The following is a 16,973-nucleotide window of genomic DNA, read 5'->3' on the forward strand; positions in this document are numbered from 1 at the left end:
ATTCGGTTTCTGACATGAGTACAAAATCAAAAATCGAATGGACCGAACAGACCTGGAACCCGGCGGTCGGCTGTACCAAGGTTTCACCCGGGTGTGCGAACTGCTACGCTGAGGTTATGGCCCGTCGTCTGGAGGCGATCGGTGTAAAAGGCTATGAGAACGGCTTTGAGCTGACTATTCTTCCCGAACGGCTGGATGAACCACTCAGGCGGAAGAAGCCGACGGTCTATTTCGTCAACTCGATGAGTGACCTTTTTCACGAAGATATCCCCTTTGACTACATCCGCAGGGTGTTCGCAACGATAGAGCAGACCCCGCACCACACGTACCAGATCCTGACCAAGCGTGCCGAACACATGGTCGAATTTTTCTCCTCCTACAAGCCACCGAAAAACGCCTGGCTGGGCGTCACGGTCGAAGACCGGAAACATGGTCTGCCCCGCATTGACTGCTTGCGCAAAGTTCCTGCCTTCATTCGCTTTCTCTCGGTGGAACCCTTGCTGGAAGACCTGGGCGATATTGACCTGACAGACATTCACTGGGTCATCGTCGGCGGTGAGTCAGGACATCGGGCGCGGCCCATGAAGCCGGCATGGGCCAGCAACATCCAACGACAGTGTGCCCGGCAAGGGGCCTCTTTTTTCTTCAAACAGTGGGGAGGCTGGGGACCGGATGGCGTGAAGCGCCGGAAAAAAGAAAACGGTCGGATCCTTGGTGGACGCACCTGGAACGAAGTGCCCGAACTGATCGTGTGATTTATCGGCACGGGAATAATAGAATGGCCTGCCGGCAACTCATCTCAAGACGAATAAAAACGCATCGTCACAAGGTTGACCACTTATGGCCTTGTGCGACCAGCTCGAAGCCAAACTCAACCAGGTTCGGCAGCACAGCGAAAAACTGATGGAAACCACCGTGCAGCAGCTTTTGGTGGCGTAAAATAAACATTGAAAACTTTTCCTCCAAATGATATTGCATATGATATCATTGTGCATGACGGAGCACTTGTGCCAAACAAGAGATTGCTAAAGCGGGTCAGGCAGATAATTGAAAAACCGAAGGATGTTGATTTCAGTGCACTGCAAAGGCTTCTGGAGAGCTTTGGTTATGAATGCCGACAGCCTCGTCGTGGGAGTAGCCACTACGTGTTCAGGAAGGCTGGTGCCGCTCCGATTACTGTGCCAAAGAAAAAACCCGTAAATGCTGTCTATGTAAAACAAGTCATCAAGCTGCTTGACTTGGAGGAATGGTATGAAAAAAACAGTTGAAGAGTATATGGAGCTTCCTTACACCGTAGAACTCACGCCGGACGATGGCAGTTATTTCGTGAAAATTAAAGAGTTGGATGGATGTATGTCTGTCGGCGACAGTCCTGCTGATGCTCTTGCAATGATCGAGGATGCGAAAAGGGAGTGGTTTGCCGTTGCCATTGAAGATGGCTTGGAAATCCCCTTGCCCGAATCAATGCGTGACATTAAGCAAAGCGGGAAGTTTGCCTTGCGTATGCCGAAATCTTTGCACCAGAAGCTTGCTGAAAGCGCAGAGGATGAGGGGGTCAGTTTGAATCAGTATATTGTGACTCTACTTGCAGAGAATCACGTTTTGGCAAGTTTCAAGAGGTTGGTTGTTGGGCCAGGAGTTCAGACTGCTCAGAGCGATATTGTTGATGATGTCCTCGGTTGGGCTGTTACCGACAGAGAAAAATCTCGCAAGGTCTTACCTTATGAACGTCGTAAGCTACGCGTTGTCGGAGAATAAAAGATGGAAAGCAAGTATGAAAAATTGATTTCCGGAATTGAGATGGAAGAGATTTTTCTCTCTTCTGTGAAGTACAAGCGTTCTGGAACCCCAGACCCCGAAAAGTACCCGGAGGTCAGGGTAAGTTTTACACCGGAAAAAGCTTCATATAAGCAAAAAGGGAATCAGCTTGAGGTCAGGCAAAAATTTATTTTCCTTCTTGATGAGTTTGAAGATGGTGACCAAAAACCGCACAAACTTTTCGAGTTAAAAGGTGAATATGCCCTGACCTATCGTTCAGAGGCCAAAATGGATGATGAGCTGTTTGAGTTATTTAAGGCAAGAAATATCCCTGTAAATCTGCAACCTTACATTCGCGAGCTTGTTCAAAGCTCTTTAACGCGAGTTGGGTTGCCCCCGTTTACATTGCCAGTTTTGAAAATTAAAAGGTAAGTTTGGGCCTCTTCGGAGGCCCTTTCTGCTGGGGCAGTCGGTATTTTGGAGATGTCTCCGTGAGCTCGTAAATACAGCGAAGACCAGTTGGGGTTCGGTTTCTGACATGAGTACAAAATCAAAAATCGAATGGACCGAACAGACCTGGAACCCGACCGTTGGCTGGCACCTCTGAGCTTTTACTCTCCATCATTGTACATGAAGTGCCACATTGACTGTCTGGCCCGCGACACATCTTTTCAGACAGTCGTCTGCTTACGGCTCCGGTTTGTCATCATTTACATTTGAGACGGGATAACGTAAAACAATCAAGAGAGTGGATGGCGTCGCAAAAACTCACCAGCGGCTGCGTTGCTGCGCTTGTCTCGCTGCTTCAACGTACGTAAGTACGCCTCATGGCTCGACAATCGCACGCCTTGCTGCCGGCGCTTTTTGCCTGGCCAACAACATTGATGCTTTTTTGCGAAAGCATCAATGATTTGATACTGCTTTTCCCTCCACGTGAGAATGGAACTTCTGGTGAAAGAGACCGACCTGACCGAGATTTATCGCGCCACCCTCGCCAAGTGGGGGGAAGAGGCGCAATACGACCAGATGGTTGAGGAGTGTGCCGAACTGATCGCCGGCCTGAAGCATTTCAAGCGGGACAAGGTCGGTACCGAGGCGATTATCAACGAACTGGCCGACGTGACGCTGATGGTCGGCCAGCTGACCTGGATGTTCGGACCCGACCGGGTCGAAGCGGCCATGGAAGCCAAACTGAAGAAACTGCGGGCGCTGCTCGCTGTCCCCGAAGCACGCTGAAGGTGCCGGGGTATAAAGGAGAAAAATATGGGTATGCTGGATCGTTTCAAAATTGATCGTCACCAGGCGACCCTGCTGGTTGTCGATGTGCAGGAGAAACTCGCTCCGACCTTTCCGGCGGAACAGTACCGGGAGATGCTCGGCACCATCGACCTGCTGATCAAGGGGGCCGAGGAGCTGAAAATCCCGGTTGTGACCACCGAGCAGTACCCTAAAGGCCTGGGCCCGACGGTACCCGAACTGCGGCAGGCCTGTGCTTCCGGAGTTATCGAGAAGACCAGCTTCGGCTGCTGTGCCGAGCCGAGTTTCATGGAGCGGATGCGGGAGCTGGGCCGCTCGCAGGTCATCGTCACCGGGGTCGAGGCCCATATCTGCGTCTACCAGACCGTGCTCGGGCTGCTCGATGCCGGTTATCATGTCCACCTGGCGCGGGATGGTGTCTGCTCCCGGCGGCGTGGTGATTACCGCACCGCCCTGCAGCTGGCCCGGGAGGCCGGCGCCGTGGTGAGCTGCGCTGAAACCGTGCTGTTTCAGTTGATGCGGGACTCCCGGGTGCCCGAGTTCAGGGCCGTTTCAAAACTGGTTCAGGCCCGCTGAGGACGCAGGATGCCTGACTGTGGGCGGTCTCAGCCTTGGTGGCATCCTGTCGTTACGGAAACAGGTTGCTGAAAAAACGTCGGGAGCCGGACTGTGACCCAGACTAAAGAGTTGCCGAAAATTCTGTTGGTCGATGACATCGCTTTTTTTCGCGATGTCATGCAGACCTACTTTCAGCGGACCCCGGCGAAGGTGCTCACCGTCGGCAGCGGCCTGGAGGCTTTTGATCTCGCCGTTGCCGAGCGGCCGGAATTGATCTATCTCGACGCCGGGATGCCGCAGATGTCGGGGTTGGAATGTTGCCGGCGTCTCAAGGCCGATGCCCGCACCGCCGGGATCCCGGTGATCATCATCTTCACCCCCGAACGGGACGCCGGGGTCGACGAGGTCGAGGCGAGCGGTTGCGACGGCTACCTGACCAAGCCGTTCGGCAAGGAGGAGTTTCTCAACCTCGGCCATCGTTTCCTGTTCCATATCGAGCGCCGCGAGCGCCGTGTGTCCTGCCAGATGACGGTCGATTTCACCATTGCCGGACGGGACTTCCGGGGGCGCGGCCATGATATCAGCCGGCATGGACTCTACGTCGAATTTCGCGAGGAGCTGCCGCCGGACAAGCAGATCAGTCTGAGTTTCATGCTGCCGACGGTCAGCACCGAACAGTTCACCGGCCAGGGACGCGTCACCTGGCTCAACCAGGGGTTTCCGCGCCGCAACCTGAAGCTTCCGCAGGGCTTCGGCGTTGAGTTCCAGGGGGCTCCGGAAGGCCTGGCAGAGGCTATTGAGGCCTATCTCAAACAGTTTTAGCCGGAGGATGTCGATGCTTGAACTGCTTCGCCAGAGACGCAGTATCCGCAAATTCCAGTCCCGTCCCGTGGATGTTGAAACACAGCAACAGCTGATCGAGGCGGTTCTGCGTTCCCCCAGTTCCCGGGGGCGCAATCCCTGGGAATTCATTGTTGTTGATGACCCCGCGCTGCTGACAAAGCTGGCCGCCTGCAAGCGGCATGGTTCGGCCTTTCTCGCCGGCGCGCCGCTGGCCGTGGTGGTGGCCGCCGACCCCCGCAAGTCGGATGTCTGGATCGAGGATTGCGCGATTGCCGCCATCATCCTGCAGTTGACCGCGGCCTCGCTGGGCCTGGGCAGTTGCTGGGCGCAGATCCGGCTGCGCGACCATGATGACACGACCGGCGCCGATGATTATATCCGCCAACTGCTCGGGTTGCCGGAGGGGTTGCAGGTCGAATCCGTGGTGGGAATTGGTTATCCGGCGGAAGAAAAACCCGGGCATCCGGCTGCAAACCTGTTGTCAGGGCAGGTTCACCGCAATCGTTTTGGAACGGGGCGTTGATAAAGGGGAGATGTTTCAGTTGCGCTCCAGGGTGGCATAGCCGGAGGGCAGCTTGGATTGCTCGATCGAGTGGCCGGCCATCAGCGACAGCCAGCTTATGGCCAGCAGCATCAGTATAAAGGGAAGGATATGCAGGAGCAGTCTGCGTCTCAGGTTCCGGGCGCGTTCCCGGGTGACCGGGCGGGGCCGGTCCAGGGGATGAATAAGGTTTCCCCGAGAGTTTCTGTATTTCAGCGCCAGACGCATGATCGGTCTCCTGGCAACAGTGCCGACAGCGACACCTGCTCTTCATGAATGCATCACGGGTGCCAAAACTTGCTGTTTTTAATGAAAACTGAATTTCGTAGTGATTCAGGATGGTTGCCTGGCCGGAGAGGTTAACTCCGGTTGAGAGGGAAGGTTGCAACTGTGCCGCAGTTGCACACCTGGCACGCCCGGCGTGTCATGACACAACGGCTGGGTGGCTCGGACTTCCGGGATTGTTGACGAGGGAGGTGTTCAATGCGGGGGTATCTCAACGATTGCTGCAAGATCGAGTTGCTGGCCGGTCGTATCTACCAGCACTTTGCTGGACAGAACGATTTTCCCGAGCGGCTGCGCGAGACCTTTGCCAGCTGGCTCTTGACGAAGAGGCCCACGCTCGCCAGTTCGACCTGGCGCTGGAGTTGCCGGAAGGGACGCTGGGTGATGTTAAACGCGTTGCCTGGGATAGGATTGCTGCCGGTCTTGATGACCGGATTCGGGCCAGGTTCCAGGACCTGCATTACGAGCCCTGTACGGCGGAACAGGCCTTGAAGACCGCCCTGCGGCTGGAGAAGGATTTCATCCGCATCCATCTCGATAACAGCCTTTATATCGAGGATCAGCGTATCCGTCAGCTTTTCGCGGGTCTGGCCCGTGTCGATGAGGAGCATCTGGCGACCCTGCGGGAAGCCATCATCTGGTGGGACCGTCGGCAGGAGGTACAATCCGTCCCGCGTTCAGCAGGCTGAGCAAAAACGCCCATCTGCGGCGTTGCCCTTACCCTGTGTCAACGACGTACCTTTCAGGTACGCCTTATTCCGCAGAGTTGCGGGCGCCTTGCATCTGGACATTTTTGCTCAGCCTGGAGGGGACCTGTTTGGGTAGGCAGGTTCGGGGTTATTCCTCGCTGAAAACCTGCGCCGTGAAGATGTAGATATCGGCGTCGTCGCCCTGCCAGGCGTTGGTGGGAAGACCCGCCTTGATGCAGGTCTGTTTGAGGAATTCATCCCGGTCCCACCCGTGTTCCGCGGCGACCTGGGGCAGCAGAACCCCGCGATGGAAGCTTTTTTCGAGATAGATGCCGTGCCTGCCGACCTGGATCTCGGCAATATCCTCAATTTTCTGCAGTGGCGAGAGGACGGAAATCTCAAGCTTCAGGTCGGTCAGTTCATCCTGCTGGACGGGGTAGAAACGGGGGTCCTGGGTCGCCGAGGAGATGGCCATTCGGGCGACCTCGCGAAAGAGCGGCAATTCGGCCTGAAAGTTGCCGATGCAGCCGCGCAGTTCGCCTTCCTTGTGGATGCTGACAAAACAGCCGTTGCGCATATTGAGGGCTTTTTCTTCGCGCGGTTCCGGCTCGTAGGGCTGTTCCTGAACGGCGTGCTCGATGGCCTGGCGGGCGATTTCGAGCAGCGTCCGGCACTGCTTGACGGTCAGCTTCTTTTCCACGCGGTCACCTCCTGAAGAGCACATTCACCTGAACTGCGCAAGGTCGTTGCCGATACCCGGCAACGGCTATGATAAAATCCCATACTGCCAACCGGCAATATGGGATTTCATGGTAAGGCCCTGCGGGCCTTATTTCAAGCCCTTATTTCGGACCCGAATCCACCAGCAATTTCGGGATTCGGCTGCCGTTACGGATGAATCTGCTTCGTTGACTTCACCGATTCGGTGCCTCGCATCTCCCTGTCCCGTCACCCTCGGTCCGCAAAACAGCCGGCGGATCCGGGTCAGAACGATCAGCTGCCCTCATTGCGGCGTTTTTCGCTTTTCTTCCGTTCGTTGGCGTTGAGGATCTTTTTCCGCAGACGAATCGACTTCGGGGTCACCTCGACCAGCTCATCGTCATCGATGAATTCCAGCGCCTGTTCCAGTGAGAGGATGCGCGGCGGGGTCAGACGCACCGCTTCGTCCGACCCGGAAGCGCGGACGTTGGTCAGTTTCTTCCCTTTGCCGGCATTCACCACCAAGTCATTTTCCTTGGCGTGCTGGCCGATGATCATCCCCTCGTAGACTGAAACCCCCGGTCCGACAAAGAGGATGCCGCGATCCTGCAGTCCGAACAGGCCGTAGGCGACCGTTTCGCAGGCCTCCATGGCGATCAGCACCCCGTTCTTGCGGCCCGGGATCGGTCCCCGGTAGGGGCCGTAGCTGTGGAAGGTGTGGTTCATCACCCCGGTGCCGCGGGTGTCGGTCAGAAACTCGGTGCGAAAGCCGATCAGGCCGCGTGCCGGAATGACGAATTCGAGCCGATTGACGCCGTCGAGATTTTCCATCGAGACCATCTCCGCCTTGCGCGGACCAAGTTTCTCGATCACCGTCCCCTGAAACTCCTCCGGAACGTCGATGGTCAGGTTCTCCAGCGGTTCGACCCGCTGACCGTCTTCTTCACGGAAAATAACCTCCGGCTTGGAGACGGAGAATTCATAGCCTTCCCGGCGCATGTTTTCGATCAGGATCGAAAGGTGCAGTTCGCCGCGGCCGGAAACCTTGAAGGTGTCGGTGTTGTCGGTTTCTTCCACCCGCAGCGAGACGTTGGTCCGCAGCTCGCGGAACAGGCGGTCGCGCAGGTTGCGCGAAGTGACATACTTCCCTTCGCGGCCGGCGAACGGGGAGTTGCTGACGATGAAGTTCATCGACAGAGTCGGTTCGTCGATGTTGATGCAGGGCAGGGCGGTCGGGTTTTCCCCCCCGGCGAAGGTCTCGCCGATGCCGATCTCTTCAAACCCGGCGATGGAGACGATGTCGCCGGCCGCGGCGGTTTCCAGTTCCACCTGCTTCAGGCCCTGGTAGCCGAGCAGCTTGGAGATCCGGCCCCGAATGACGCTGCCGTCGCGTTTGATCATGGTGATCTGTTCGCCCGCTTTAACCCGGCCATTGAAAATTTTCCCGGTGGCGATGCGGCCGATGTAGTCATCATAGTCGATGCTGGTCACCAGCAGCTGGAAGTCGGCCTGCGGATCTCCCGCCGGGGCCGGTACATGGTCGCGAATGGTGTCGAACAGCGGCTCCAGGTCCTGGTTGTCGCTGTCGATCTCGAAACGGGCGAAGCCGAGCTTGGCGCTGGAATAGACGATCGGAAAATCGAGCTGTTCTTCGTTGGCGTTCAGTTCGCAGAAGAGATCGAAAACCATGTCGACGACATCGTCCGGCCGGGCGCCGGGGCGGTCGATCTTGTTGATCACGACGATGGGGCGCAGCCCCAGGTCCAGGGACTTCTTCAGCACGAAGCGGGTCTGCGGCATCGGCCCGTCGAAGGCATCGACCAGCAGCAGCACCGAGTCGACCATGGTCAGCACCCGCTCCACCTCTCCGCCGAAGTCGGCGTGACCGGGGGTGTCGACAATGTTGATTTTCAGGCCGGAATGGTGAATGGAAAGGTTTTTCGACAGGATGGTGATGCCGCGTTCCTTCTCCAGGTCATTGCTGTCCATGACCCGTTCGGTGATCTCCTGATTCTCGCGGAAAACCCCGGATTGTCTCAGCATGGCATCGACCAGGGTGGTTTTACCGTGGTCGACATGGGCGATAATGGCGACGTTGCGAATTTCCTGCTGCATGGTTTCACTTTACTCAGGTTAGGGGTATGTTGTCATCTTTTGGCAAACCCGCCAATATTAATTGAAGTGGATTGTTTTTGGCCAGTAAAAAATGATGATCATTTTTTCATCCCGGCGGAGTGCAATCGACGAAAGGACCGCGGCGGGGCTTGCGTCGACGGATCTTTCATTTTATTCTGCATTGGTTATCCTTGTTTTCAACGCGAGGTTCTACCTTCATGTGGCAAAAACTACTCTGGTTCTGCTGTGCCCTGGCGCTGACCGGCTGCGCCGTCAACCCGGTCACCGGCCGCAATGAACTGGCCCTGAGCCCGGTTTCCACCCAGCAGGAAATCGAGATGGGACAGAAGGCTTTTCCGCGGGTCCTGCAGAAAATGGGAGCGGACTTCCCCGATCCGGAGCTTGATGTCTATATCAACCGGGTCGGCATGCGACTTGCGCGGGTCAGTCATCGTCCCGATCTGCCCTATCGCTTCAAGGTCGTCAATGATTCGTCTCCCAATGCCTTCGCTCTGCCGGGCGGCTCTATCGTCATCAGCCGCGGGTTGCTGGTCGGCCTGCAGAACGAGGCGCAGCTGGCGGCGGTGCTGGGGCATGAAATCGGCCATGTCACCGCCCGCCACGCGGTGCAGGGGATGCAGCGTGAATCGCTTCTGAACCTGGGGCTGGCGGTTCTCGGAGCGGCCGCCGACCAGACCCCCTATGCCGGCCTGGCGGGTCCGACCGGACAGCTGGCTGCCGGTTTGATTGACAAGACCTACAGCCGCGAGCAGGAGAGTGAAGCGGACCGGCTCGGTATCGATTACATGGTCAAGGCCGGGTACAACCCTCTGGGGTCGGTTCAGGTCCAGGAGTATTTCTATCGTCAGATCGAAGGGGGTGCCCAGCCGAGCTGGCTGGCCGGACTGTTCCGCTCCCACCCCTTTTCCAAAGACCGGATGCGGGCCAACGACGCCTATGTCCGGCAGAGTTACGCCGCCACCCTCAACAACCCGGCCTATCGTCTCGATGTCGACCCCTTTCAGGCGGCTGTCCGGAACCTCCGGGCCCTTGAACCGGGTTACCGGCTTTATGACCGCGCCCGTCTGCAGGAACGCAAGGGAGACCTGAACGGCGCCATCGCGACCTATCTGCAGGCGGCGGCCAAAGCTCCCGACCAGGCGCTGATTCTGACCGGACTCGGCATGGCCTACCTGAAGGCCGGGGATCTGCGGTCGGCACGGCGCCACCTGGCCCGGGCGGTTCGGCTGCAGGGGGATTATTACCGTTCGCGACTGGGCCTCGGTTATGTTCTGCTGCAGCAGCACAAAACCGCTCGCGCCATCACCCAGCTGGAACGCAGCATGGACCTCTACCCCACCGCCCAGGGCGGTTTCCTGCTGGCCGAAGGGTATGAAAAAAACGGCCGCAGGCGAGAGGCGCTGCAGCTTTACCAGGCCGTTGCCCGGGCCGATTCACGCGGCGAACTGGGGCAGACCGCGGCCCGTCGGGCGGCCCGGCTGGCGGGGCGGCGATGAGCTGGGTCGGACAGCTGGAAGCTGGAGAGTCGCTGCGCTGGGAAGCGAAACCGGCGCCGCGCTGCTATACCTTCCGCAACTGGAAGCACAGCCTGTTCGGTCTGCTGCTGGTGGTTCTGGCGGCCTGGTGGGAATCGATCGGGCTGCAGCTCGCCGTGGTCTATGATCTGCCGCTGCTGGCCTGGATTCCGATTCCGGTCTGGCTGATCGGTCTCTACCTGGCTTTCGGTCACCTGCTGCTGGCCCGCCTGGAGTGGGAGCAGGTCCGCTATGCTGTCACGGATCGCCGTCTTCTGCTGCGACGTGGGGTGCGGGGGGACAAGTGGTTCTCGATGCCGCTCGACCAGGTCGCCTATTTCTGCCTGCAGCCCCATGGTGAACAGCTTGGCAGCGTGCTGGTCATCTCCCGCGACCGGCAGCGGCTGAAGCTCTGTTGCATCGAGCACCCCCGCATGCTGACCGACCTGCTGGAGCAGGCGATGCGCGACAGTGGCGTGCTCTGTGACGGAGATAATTGAGGCCTTCGCAAGAAAACAACAATGTTGTCGGTCAAGCCAAAAGCGCCGTCATCATATTGACTTTCCGCTCCGGCAGAGCTTAGTATCGGCCCCTGTTTCGCTTCCATAGTCGGCTGATGAAAAACGCCCATCTGCTGCGTTATCCTCACCCCGCGTCAACGACGTACCTTCCGGTACGCCTTATTCCGCGGGGCTACGGACGCCTTGCATCTGGACATTTTTGCTCAGCCTGGGGAACGTGGCTTTTTCAACAGCTCGATAGCTTCGGGTCCGGCAGGGGCCTGAGAATGAAAGTCGTTGACGCATGTCCAAGCAATTCTATCTTGAAACCTTCGGCTGCCAGATGAACGTGGTCGATTCCGAGCGGATTGTTGTTCTGCTCGAAGAGATCGGCTACCGGCAGACCGACCGGGTCGAAGATGCCGACCTGATCCTGCTCAACACCTGTTCGGTGCGTGACAAGGCCGAGCGGAAGGTGATCGGTCACCTCGGTCGGTTCAAGCCCCTCAAGGAAAACAATCCCGGTCTGATTGTCGCTGTCGGCGGCTGTGTCGCTCAGCAGGAAGGCGCGTCTTTCCTGGAGAAAATTCCTCATCTCGACCTGGTCTTCGGCACCCACAACATCCATAAACTGCCCGAGCTGGTGCGGCGGGTGGAGGAAAAGCGGGAACGCTGTCACGAGGTTGAATTCCTTGATCGCGAGACCCGGCTGCGGCTTTTCCCGCAGCGCAGCGGATCGGAAAGCGTGACCCGTTTTGTTACGGTGATGCAGGGATGTGACAACTTTTGCTCCTACTGCATCGTGCCGCATGTCCGCGGTCGCGAGGTGAGCCGACCGAGCGGCGAAATCCTTGAGGAAATCAGGCAGCTCGCCGCCGCCGGGGTCCGCGAGGTAACGCTGATCGGTCAGAACGTCAACTCCTACGGCGCCAGGGATGCCGGAGAGAAGAGCTTCGCCGAACTGCTGCGCGCGGTTCATCGGGTCGACGGCATCGAGCGCATCCGCTTCACCACCTCCCATCCCAAAGATCTTTCTGATCAATTGATCGACTGCTTCGGCGAGTGCGGGAAGCTGGCACATCATCTGCATCTTCCCCTGCAGGCCGGTTCCGACCGGGTGCTGCGGACGATGAACCGCGGCTATACCGTCGCCGACTATCTCGGCAAGGTCGAACGGCTCAAAGCGGTCTGCCCTGATATCCGCCTGACCACCGACCTGATTGTCGGTTTCCCCGGCGAGACCGAGGAGGATTTTCTTGGCACGCTGCAGCTGGTCGAAACCCTGCGTTACAGTGATGCCTACACCTTCCTCTACTCACCGCGTCCCGGTACCGCCGCCGCCGAGCTGCCGGATGACACCCCGCGCGCGGTCAGGCAGGAGCGCTTCGAGCGGCTGCTGAAGCTGCAGAACCGGATCAGTGAAGAGGCCTGGCAGGGGGATGTCGGCAAGACCCTGGAGGTCCTGGTTGAAGGAACCAGCCGCCAGGGCGAAGGCCAGCTGTTCGGCCGTTCAAGCTGGAACCGGATCGTCAATTTCAGCGGCCCGACGGAGCTGGTCGGTCGTATGGTAAAGGTCAGGGTGACACGCTCGTTGCGCAATTCACAGCTTGGCGAACGGGTTGATTGAAGTTTTATTGAGGCAAAAGCGGAAGGCCGCCAAGCCGCCAAGGACGCCAAGAAGGTCAAAAACTCATTTAACGGAGAGTCGCAGAGGGGGAGAGGGCGCAGAGAAAACCAAAAGCAGATGTCAGGTTTTAAACCCGAAGAATTTTCTCTCCGTCTCTGCTCCTCTCCGCCTCTCCGTTAAAAAAGGTTTGGCGACCCCATTCCAGTGGTTTAAGCCCTGCTGAGGGAATCACATGTCCAAGGGACGTATCCTCGCCATTGATGATGAAGCCTTTTTCCGCGACTTCTACCAGGAGTTGCTGAGCGAGGAGGGCTACCGGGTGCGCACCGCCGCCAGCGGGGCGGAAGCCCTGAAGTGGCTGCGGCGCGAGGATTTCGACCTGGTCATCACCGACATGGATATGGACGGCATGAACGGCGTCGAGACCTCGGCGGCGATCAAGAAGTTCAATCCCGACCAGGAAATCATGGTGGTCACCGCCCGTGAGGATGTCTCTCTGGCGGTCGAGGCGATGAAGCGCGGGGTTTCCGAGTACCTGCTCAAACCGATCAATCCCGATGAATTCCTGCTGGTGATCAACCGCATCCTGTTCCGCCAGAGTCTCGGCAGTGAACACCAGCGGTTGATGCATGAAAATATCGAGTTCATTTCCCTGCTCGCCTATTACCGCAAATGCCTCGCTTTTCTGCGGGTGCATGACATCGACCGGCTCGGCGACCTGATTCTCGACACCCTGATGGAGATGTTGCGCGCCGAGGGGGGGCTGCTGTGGCTGGTCGCCTACGGCGGCCACAGTTTCCGCCTGCGTTGCCGGCGGGGGCTGGTGCGGGTTGCCCCGGGGCGGGAAAAACTTGAGCCGGGTGCCGGCGAGGAGCGTCTTTTCCGCAGCGGGGTGCCGGCCCTCGATGACAACGGCCGCGCCATGCTGATTCCGCTGCAGGTGGAACAGGAGAGCCTGGCGGTCATCCGGATCGAGGCGCCGACCGGGCGCGAGGCCTTCAACCGCCACGACCTGAAACGCGCCGAGATGGTCAGCGAGTTTGCCGCGACCGCGCTGCACAATGTCCTGACCTATCGCAGCCTGGCTCACGACAGCCTGCGCATTCCCCACAGCGAAGCCTATAAAATGGCCTACTTCCGTGACCATGTCGCCAAGGAACTGCACAAGGCCAGGCGTTACAATCGCAATCTTTCCTTTATCAAGCTCAACGTGGTCAATTATGCCGAGCTGGCCGCCCACTTCCGCGACCGTGACCTCGACGAGGCGATGGCGCGGCTGGTGGAGATTATCAACACCGCCCTGCGGGACGCCGATATCATGGCCCTGGCGGCTCCCGGCATGTACTACATCATGCTGCCGGAGACCGACTACTGGGGATCCCTGGTCACCCAGCAGCGCATTCGCCGGGCGTTGTCCGGCAAGCTGACCCTCTGCGATCTGAAGAAGAGCTATCCGCTCAAGGTGTTCCTGCGTTCGGCCGCCTATCCGGTTGACGGTGAAAGTTTCGAGGAGTTGATCGCCGTGGCCGCGCGGCGCCAGGAACGCCTGCAACACAGCCTCTATCATCGTGGGCGGATGGAGCAGAGTTCCTTCTGGGGGGTGGTCGGTCGGTTGCTCGGGGCTCCCGGTGATTATGACTTCAGCGGCCCCGCTCTGAAGGTTTCGGCGCGGCTGCAGGCGTTTCAGGATGAGCTGTCGAGCAGCTATTTCCGCATGCCTTTCTGGCAGTTCCGGGAGCTGCAGAAAAGTTTCAGCCGCGATGTCGTTGAATCGCGACGGGTACGGGGGATTATCTACCGCGGTTGCCGGGATTTCGATGAAGTGCGGCGGAACCTTCCCGATCTGGATGCCATCGAGCGCTCGGCCACCAGCCTGTTTCTGCTCGGCGGCCGCCATCGTGTCAATTGGGAATTGCAGCGGGTGGTGCCGATTCATATTGACGATGAACATTTTTCCCGCGTCAGTTTTCTGCTCTATCTCAACGAAGATTACGCCTATGCCCTGTTCGCCCGCAGGCGGGGCGATGAGCTGGTCGGGTTCCACAGCTCCGATTTCTACTTTGTCGAAAACATGATTGCCAAGCTGCAGGTGCAGTACCGACTGCAACCGAAGATTTGATGCCCATGCCGTCTCATTCACGCAAAATCATTCTCGTCAGCAGCCGGGACGATCTGCTCACTCTGGCCGGACAGTTGCGGGCGCAGGGCTTCGATGTGCTCAACTGCGAGGACGGTGCCCGGGCCCTGGAGATGGCGCTGACTACCGGCCCGGCACTGATGATCCTGGAAACCGACCTGCCGTTGCTGCCGGCCTCGCGGTTGGCGCAGATTCTGCGCGCCAACCCGCGCACCGAGGGGATCGCCTTTGTCTTTATCGGCCGGGAAGGGGAGGAGGTGGACGGCTTTCAGCGTCACCGGGACCAGTTCTTTGTCCGCCCCTTCAACCAGGAACAGCTGCTCGGTGCCCTGCTGGCCTATTGTCGGCGGCAGGAACAGACCCGCCAGGTCGGTCGTGAAGAGCAGGAGGTCGAGGGCCACCTGAACCAGATCTCGCTGGTGGACCTGCTGCAGATTTTCAGCCTCAACCGCAAGGATGGTCTGTTGACCCTCCATCATGGCGACCGGCAGGGGAGCATCGCCCTGCTCGGCGGCCTGGTCTGTAATGCCCGGCTTGGTCGGCTGCAGGGAGAAAAGGCCTTTTTCCGTATGCTTGCCTGGAGTGAGGGAACCTTTCACTTCAGGCCGGGGGTGAGCGGGGAAGAAGCCCGGATCACCACGCCGACCGATCACCTGATCATGGAAGGCCTGCGGCAGCAGGATGAACTGGCGGCTCAGGCGCATGCCCTGCCGCATCCCGAAGATAAGCTGGTCCTCAAGGTTCCGAACGGCCATCTGCCGCGTGGTCTGCGGCCCGCCACCCAGGAAATTCTGCTGCTGCTGCAGTATTATCATCGGGTCGGTGATATTCTCGACCATTGCAGTCGTCCGGATCTCGAAGTGCTGCAGATTCTGCAGGTGCTGCTCGACAAGGGGTTGCTCGGCGCCGCGCCCCGTACGGCCGAGGATGATGACGACCGGCAACTGCTCAGTTCCGAGGAGATCATCGCCATCAAGGACAGCTTGGGAGAAGGTGATATCCTGTTGGAGGAGGCTTCGGCCAAACTGGTGGTGCTGGCCAACAGCCCGGCGGATCTGAACTATGTCCTCGATGCCCTGCAGGGCATTCGGGAATTCGAACCGGAAGGAGAATTGCTGCGACATCCGGGACAACTGCCGTTGGGGGATGTCGGCCGACTGAAGATTTCCGAGAATTTTTCCGTGCGGCTTTTCTGCCTGCCGACCGACGCGGAAAAGACCCCGCTCTGGCGGCCTTTCTGCAGGCGTCTACTGGGGGTTCTGTCCCTCGGGGGCAGCAGCGGGACCGCCCGGGCCGAAGAATTTTTCCGTCATCACAGTGATGCCCCGGTTGTCCCCCTGGCCGGTGCCGTTCCGCGGCCCGGGGTGTTGCGGCTGGAACCGGGCGATCGCCAGGGGTTGCGGCAGTTGCTGCACGCCTTTGCCGAGCCGTTCCGCAGCCCGGTGGAGCTGACCCTGTCGTCAACCGGCTGAGGAAAAACGCCCATCTGCGGCGTTGTCCTGCCCCCGCGTCAACGACGTACCTTCCGGTACGCCTTATGCCGCGAGGGTGCGGACGCCTTGCATCTGGACATTTTTGCTCAGCCTGGGGGACGTGTTTTCATTTTAGCGATGTTCCGTACGAGCGGAGAACTGGAGAGACAATGATTGATCTGCACACCCACACAGTTTTCAGCGACGGTGAACTGATCCCGGCTGAACTCGCCCGGCGGGCGGCGGTGGCCGGTTACCGGGCCCTGGCGATGACCGATCATGGCGATCGCTCCAACCTCGACCTGATTATTCCCCGCGTCGCCCGCGTCGCCGGGGAACTCGGCAGCGCCTGGGGGCTGACCGTGCTGTCCGGGATCGAACTGACCCATGTGCCGCCGCAGCAGATCGCCGCTGCGGCTGATGAAGCGCGCGGACTCGGCGCAAAGATCATTATCGTTCACGGTGAAACCATCGTCGAACCGGTTGCCGCGGGCACCAACCGCGCGGCGCTGGAAGCCGACATCGATATCCTCGCCCACCCCGGCCTGATCAGCATCGAGGATGCCCGGCTGGCCGCTGAGCGCGGCATCCATCTCGAACTGACCACCCGCCGGGGGCACTCCCTGTGTAACGGCCACGTCGCCCGCGTGGCGCTGGAAACAGGAGCGAAGCTGGTGATCAACAACGATGCCCACGCCCCCGGCGATCTTCTCTCCCCGGAACTGATGCGCCGCGTGGCGCTCGGCGCCGGACTGGACGAAGCCCGGGTCGACGAGGCGCTGGCCAACTCGGCGGCGCTGGTGGCGCGGGTAGAAAAGGTTTAACGCAGAGCTGGAGAGAGGCAGAGTCGGAGAGAAAACTCTTGTCTCTGCGTACTCTCCATCTCTGCGCCTCTCCGTTAAAAATATTTGCTGCGCATCGGCGGTGACCAACGACACGAAGCCAGGACGGATATCC

The 16,973-nt window shown here is 59.0% G+C and carries 18 protein-coding genes; 15 read left to right on the forward strand and 3 right to left on the reverse strand.

Going from position 1 to position 16,973, the window contains the following annotated elements; all coding sequences use genetic code 11:
• The first annotated feature begins 14 nt into the window (after positions 1 to 14).
• The 8 genes from C2E25_RS04545 (at position 15) to C2E25_RS04580 (ending at position 4,939) form a co-directional block, all read left to right on the forward strand.
• The gene (locus tag C2E25_RS04545; RefSeq protein ID WP_103114607.1) at positions 15 to 755 is read left to right on the forward strand and encodes a DUF5131 family protein; all 741 of its coding nucleotides are present in this window, start codon (positions 15 to 17) and stop codon (positions 753 to 755) included.
• 192 nt (positions 756 to 947) lie between these two features.
• A complete protein-coding gene (locus C2E25_RS04550) occupies positions 948 to 1,268 on the forward strand; it encodes a type II toxin-antitoxin system HicA family toxin (protein ID WP_233189336.1) in 321 nt (106 codons plus the stop codon).
• Positions 1,252 to 1,758, forward strand: coding sequence for a type II toxin-antitoxin system HicB family antitoxin (locus C2E25_RS04555; protein WP_103114608.1), 507 nt, complete (start codon positions 1,252 to 1,254; stop codon positions 1,756 to 1,758). The genes C2E25_RS04550 and C2E25_RS04555 overlap by 17 nt, the downstream gene beginning before the upstream one ends.
• A 3-nt stretch (positions 1,759 to 1,761) precedes the next feature.
• Complete coding sequence (locus C2E25_RS04560; protein WP_103114609.1) at positions 1,762 to 2,190, forward strand: protein-export chaperone SecB; 429 nt, start codon at positions 1,762 to 1,764, stop codon at positions 2,188 to 2,190.
• Between the two features lie 519 nt (positions 2,191 to 2,709).
• Complete coding sequence (locus tag C2E25_RS04565; protein ID WP_233189337.1) at positions 2,710 to 2,994, forward strand: antitoxin; 285 nt, start codon at positions 2,710 to 2,712, stop codon at positions 2,992 to 2,994.
• Between the two features lie 27 nt (positions 2,995 to 3,021).
• Positions 3,022 to 3,591 (forward strand): isochorismatase family protein, encoded by a 570-nt coding sequence (locus C2E25_RS04570; RefSeq protein WP_103114611.1) that lies wholly within the window; start codon positions 3,022 to 3,024, stop codon positions 3,589 to 3,591.
• 93 nt (positions 3,592 to 3,684) lie between these two features.
• Positions 3,685 to 4,395, forward strand: a complete 711-nt coding sequence (locus tag C2E25_RS04575; protein ID WP_103114612.1) for a response regulator — start codon at positions 3,685 to 3,687, stop codon at positions 4,393 to 4,395.
• Positions 4,396 to 4,408: 13 nt separating this feature from the next.
• Positions 4,409 to 4,939 carry a nitroreductase family protein gene (locus C2E25_RS04580; protein WP_103114613.1) on the forward strand — a complete coding sequence of 177 codons (531 nt, stop codon included), beginning with the start codon at positions 4,409 to 4,411 and terminating at the stop codon, positions 4,937 to 4,939.
• A gap of 15 nt (positions 4,940 to 4,954) precedes the next feature.
• On the opposite strand, the gene C2E25_RS04585 is transcribed toward C2E25_RS04580, so the two are convergent.
• Positions 4,955 to 5,185, reverse strand: a complete 231-nt coding sequence (locus C2E25_RS04585) for a hypothetical protein (protein WP_103114614.1) — start codon at positions 5,183 to 5,185, stop codon at positions 4,955 to 4,957.
• Positions 5,186 to 5,460: 275 nt separating this feature from the next.
• Here C2E25_RS04585 and C2E25_RS04590 point away from each other — a divergent pair, with 275 nt between their 5' ends.
• Positions 5,461 to 5,931 (forward strand): hypothetical protein, encoded by a 471-nt coding sequence (locus C2E25_RS04590; RefSeq protein ID WP_146032892.1) that lies wholly within the window; start codon positions 5,461 to 5,463, stop codon positions 5,929 to 5,931.
• A gap of 148 nt (positions 5,932 to 6,079) precedes the next feature.
• On the opposite strand, the gene amrA is transcribed toward C2E25_RS04590, so the two are convergent.
• Both amrA and typA read right to left on the reverse strand, forming a co-directional pair.
• The gene (gene amrA / locus C2E25_RS04595; RefSeq protein ID WP_233189338.1) at positions 6,080 to 6,631 is read right to left on the reverse strand and encodes an AmmeMemoRadiSam system protein A; all 552 of its coding nucleotides are present in this window, start codon (positions 6,629 to 6,631) and stop codon (positions 6,080 to 6,082) included.
• A 293-nt stretch (positions 6,632 to 6,924) separates the two neighbouring features.
• A complete protein-coding gene (typA, locus tag C2E25_RS04600; protein WP_103114617.1) occupies positions 6,925 to 8,745 on the reverse strand; it encodes a translational GTPase TypA in 1,821 nt (606 codons plus the stop codon).
• A 218-nt stretch (positions 8,746 to 8,963) separates the two neighbouring features.
• On the opposite strand from typA, the gene C2E25_RS04605 reads away from it, so the two are divergent.
• The 6 genes from C2E25_RS04605 to C2E25_RS04630 all read left to right on the forward strand — a co-directional run bounded on the left by C2E25_RS04605 (position 8,964) and on the right by C2E25_RS04630 (position 16,840).
• Positions 8,964 to 10,262, forward strand: coding sequence for a M48 family metalloprotease (locus tag C2E25_RS04605; RefSeq protein WP_103114618.1), 1,299 nt, complete (start codon positions 8,964 to 8,966; stop codon positions 10,260 to 10,262).
• Complete coding sequence (locus C2E25_RS04610; protein WP_103114619.1) at positions 10,259 to 10,780, forward strand: PH domain-containing protein; 522 nt, start codon at positions 10,259 to 10,261, stop codon at positions 10,778 to 10,780. Before C2E25_RS04605 ends, C2E25_RS04610 begins: the two co-directional genes overlap by 4 nt.
• A gap of 304 nt (positions 10,781 to 11,084) precedes the next feature.
• A complete protein-coding gene (miaB, locus tag C2E25_RS04615) occupies positions 11,085 to 12,407 on the forward strand; it encodes a tRNA (N6-isopentenyl adenosine(37)-C2)-methylthiotransferase MiaB (RefSeq protein WP_103114620.1) in 1,323 nt (440 codons plus the stop codon).
• 232 nt (positions 12,408 to 12,639) lie between these two features.
• Complete coding sequence (locus tag C2E25_RS04620) at positions 12,640 to 14,526, forward strand: response regulator (protein WP_103114621.1); 1,887 nt, start codon at positions 12,640 to 12,642, stop codon at positions 14,524 to 14,526.
• Between the two features lie 5 nt (positions 14,527 to 14,531).
• On the forward strand, positions 14,532 to 16,016 hold the full coding sequence (locus tag C2E25_RS04625; protein WP_158247122.1) for a DUF4388 domain-containing protein: 1,485 nt from the start codon (positions 14,532 to 14,534) through the stop codon (positions 16,014 to 16,016).
• Between the two features lie 170 nt (positions 16,017 to 16,186).
• Positions 16,187 to 16,840, forward strand: coding sequence for a histidinol phosphate phosphatase domain-containing protein (locus C2E25_RS04630; protein WP_103114623.1), 654 nt, complete (start codon positions 16,187 to 16,189; stop codon positions 16,838 to 16,840).
• Positions 16,841 to 16,973: the final 133 nt, after the last annotated feature.

The organism is Geothermobacter hydrogeniphilus (genome assembly GCF_002898515.1).
GTDB lineage: Bacteria > Desulfobacterota > Desulfuromonadia > Desulfuromonadales > Geothermobacteraceae > Geothermobacter_A.

What these genes read in the sequence shown, in the direction of transcription:
- C2E25_RS04605 (WP_103114618.1), top strand. Translation starts at nt 8,964, where the DNA reads ATGTGGCAAAAACTACTCTGGTTCTGCTGTGCCCTGGCGCTGACCGGC.
- C2E25_RS04625 (WP_158247122.1), top strand. Translation starts at nt 14,532, where the DNA reads ATGCCGTCTCATTCACGCAAAATCATTCTCGTCAGCAGCCGGGACGAT.
- C2E25_RS04620 (WP_103114621.1), top strand. Translation starts at nt 12,640, where the DNA reads ATGTCCAAGGGACGTATCCTCGCCATTGATGATGAAGCCTTTTTCCGC.
- C2E25_RS04580 (WP_103114613.1), top strand. Translation starts at nt 4,409, where the DNA reads ATGCTTGAACTGCTTCGCCAGAGACGCAGTATCCGCAAATTCCAGTCC.
- C2E25_RS04545 (WP_103114607.1), top strand. Translation starts at nt 15, where the DNA reads ATGAGTACAAAATCAAAAATCGAATGGACCGAACAGACCTGGAACCCG.
- C2E25_RS04555 (WP_103114608.1), top strand. Translation starts at nt 1,252, where the DNA reads ATGAAAAAAACAGTTGAAGAGTATATGGAGCTTCCTTACACCGTAGAA.
- C2E25_RS04610 (WP_103114619.1), top strand. Translation starts at nt 10,259, where the DNA reads ATGAGCTGGGTCGGACAGCTGGAAGCTGGAGAGTCGCTGCGCTGGGAA.
- typA (WP_103114617.1), bottom strand. Translation starts at nt 8,745, where the DNA reads ATGCAGCAGGAAATTCGCAACGTCGCCATTATCGCCCATGTCGACCAC.
- C2E25_RS04570 (WP_103114611.1), top strand. Translation starts at nt 3,022, where the DNA reads ATGGGTATGCTGGATCGTTTCAAAATTGATCGTCACCAGGCGACCCTG.
- miaB (WP_103114620.1), top strand. Translation starts at nt 11,085, where the DNA reads ATGTCCAAGCAATTCTATCTTGAAACCTTCGGCTGCCAGATGAACGTG.
- C2E25_RS04560 (WP_103114609.1), top strand. Translation starts at nt 1,762, where the DNA reads ATGGAAAGCAAGTATGAAAAATTGATTTCCGGAATTGAGATGGAAGAG.
- C2E25_RS04585 (WP_103114614.1), bottom strand. Translation starts at nt 5,185, where the DNA reads ATGCGTCTGGCGCTGAAATACAGAAACTCTCGGGGAAACCTTATTCAT.
- C2E25_RS04630 (WP_103114623.1), top strand. Translation starts at nt 16,187, where the DNA reads ATGATTGATCTGCACACCCACACAGTTTTCAGCGACGGTGAACTGATC.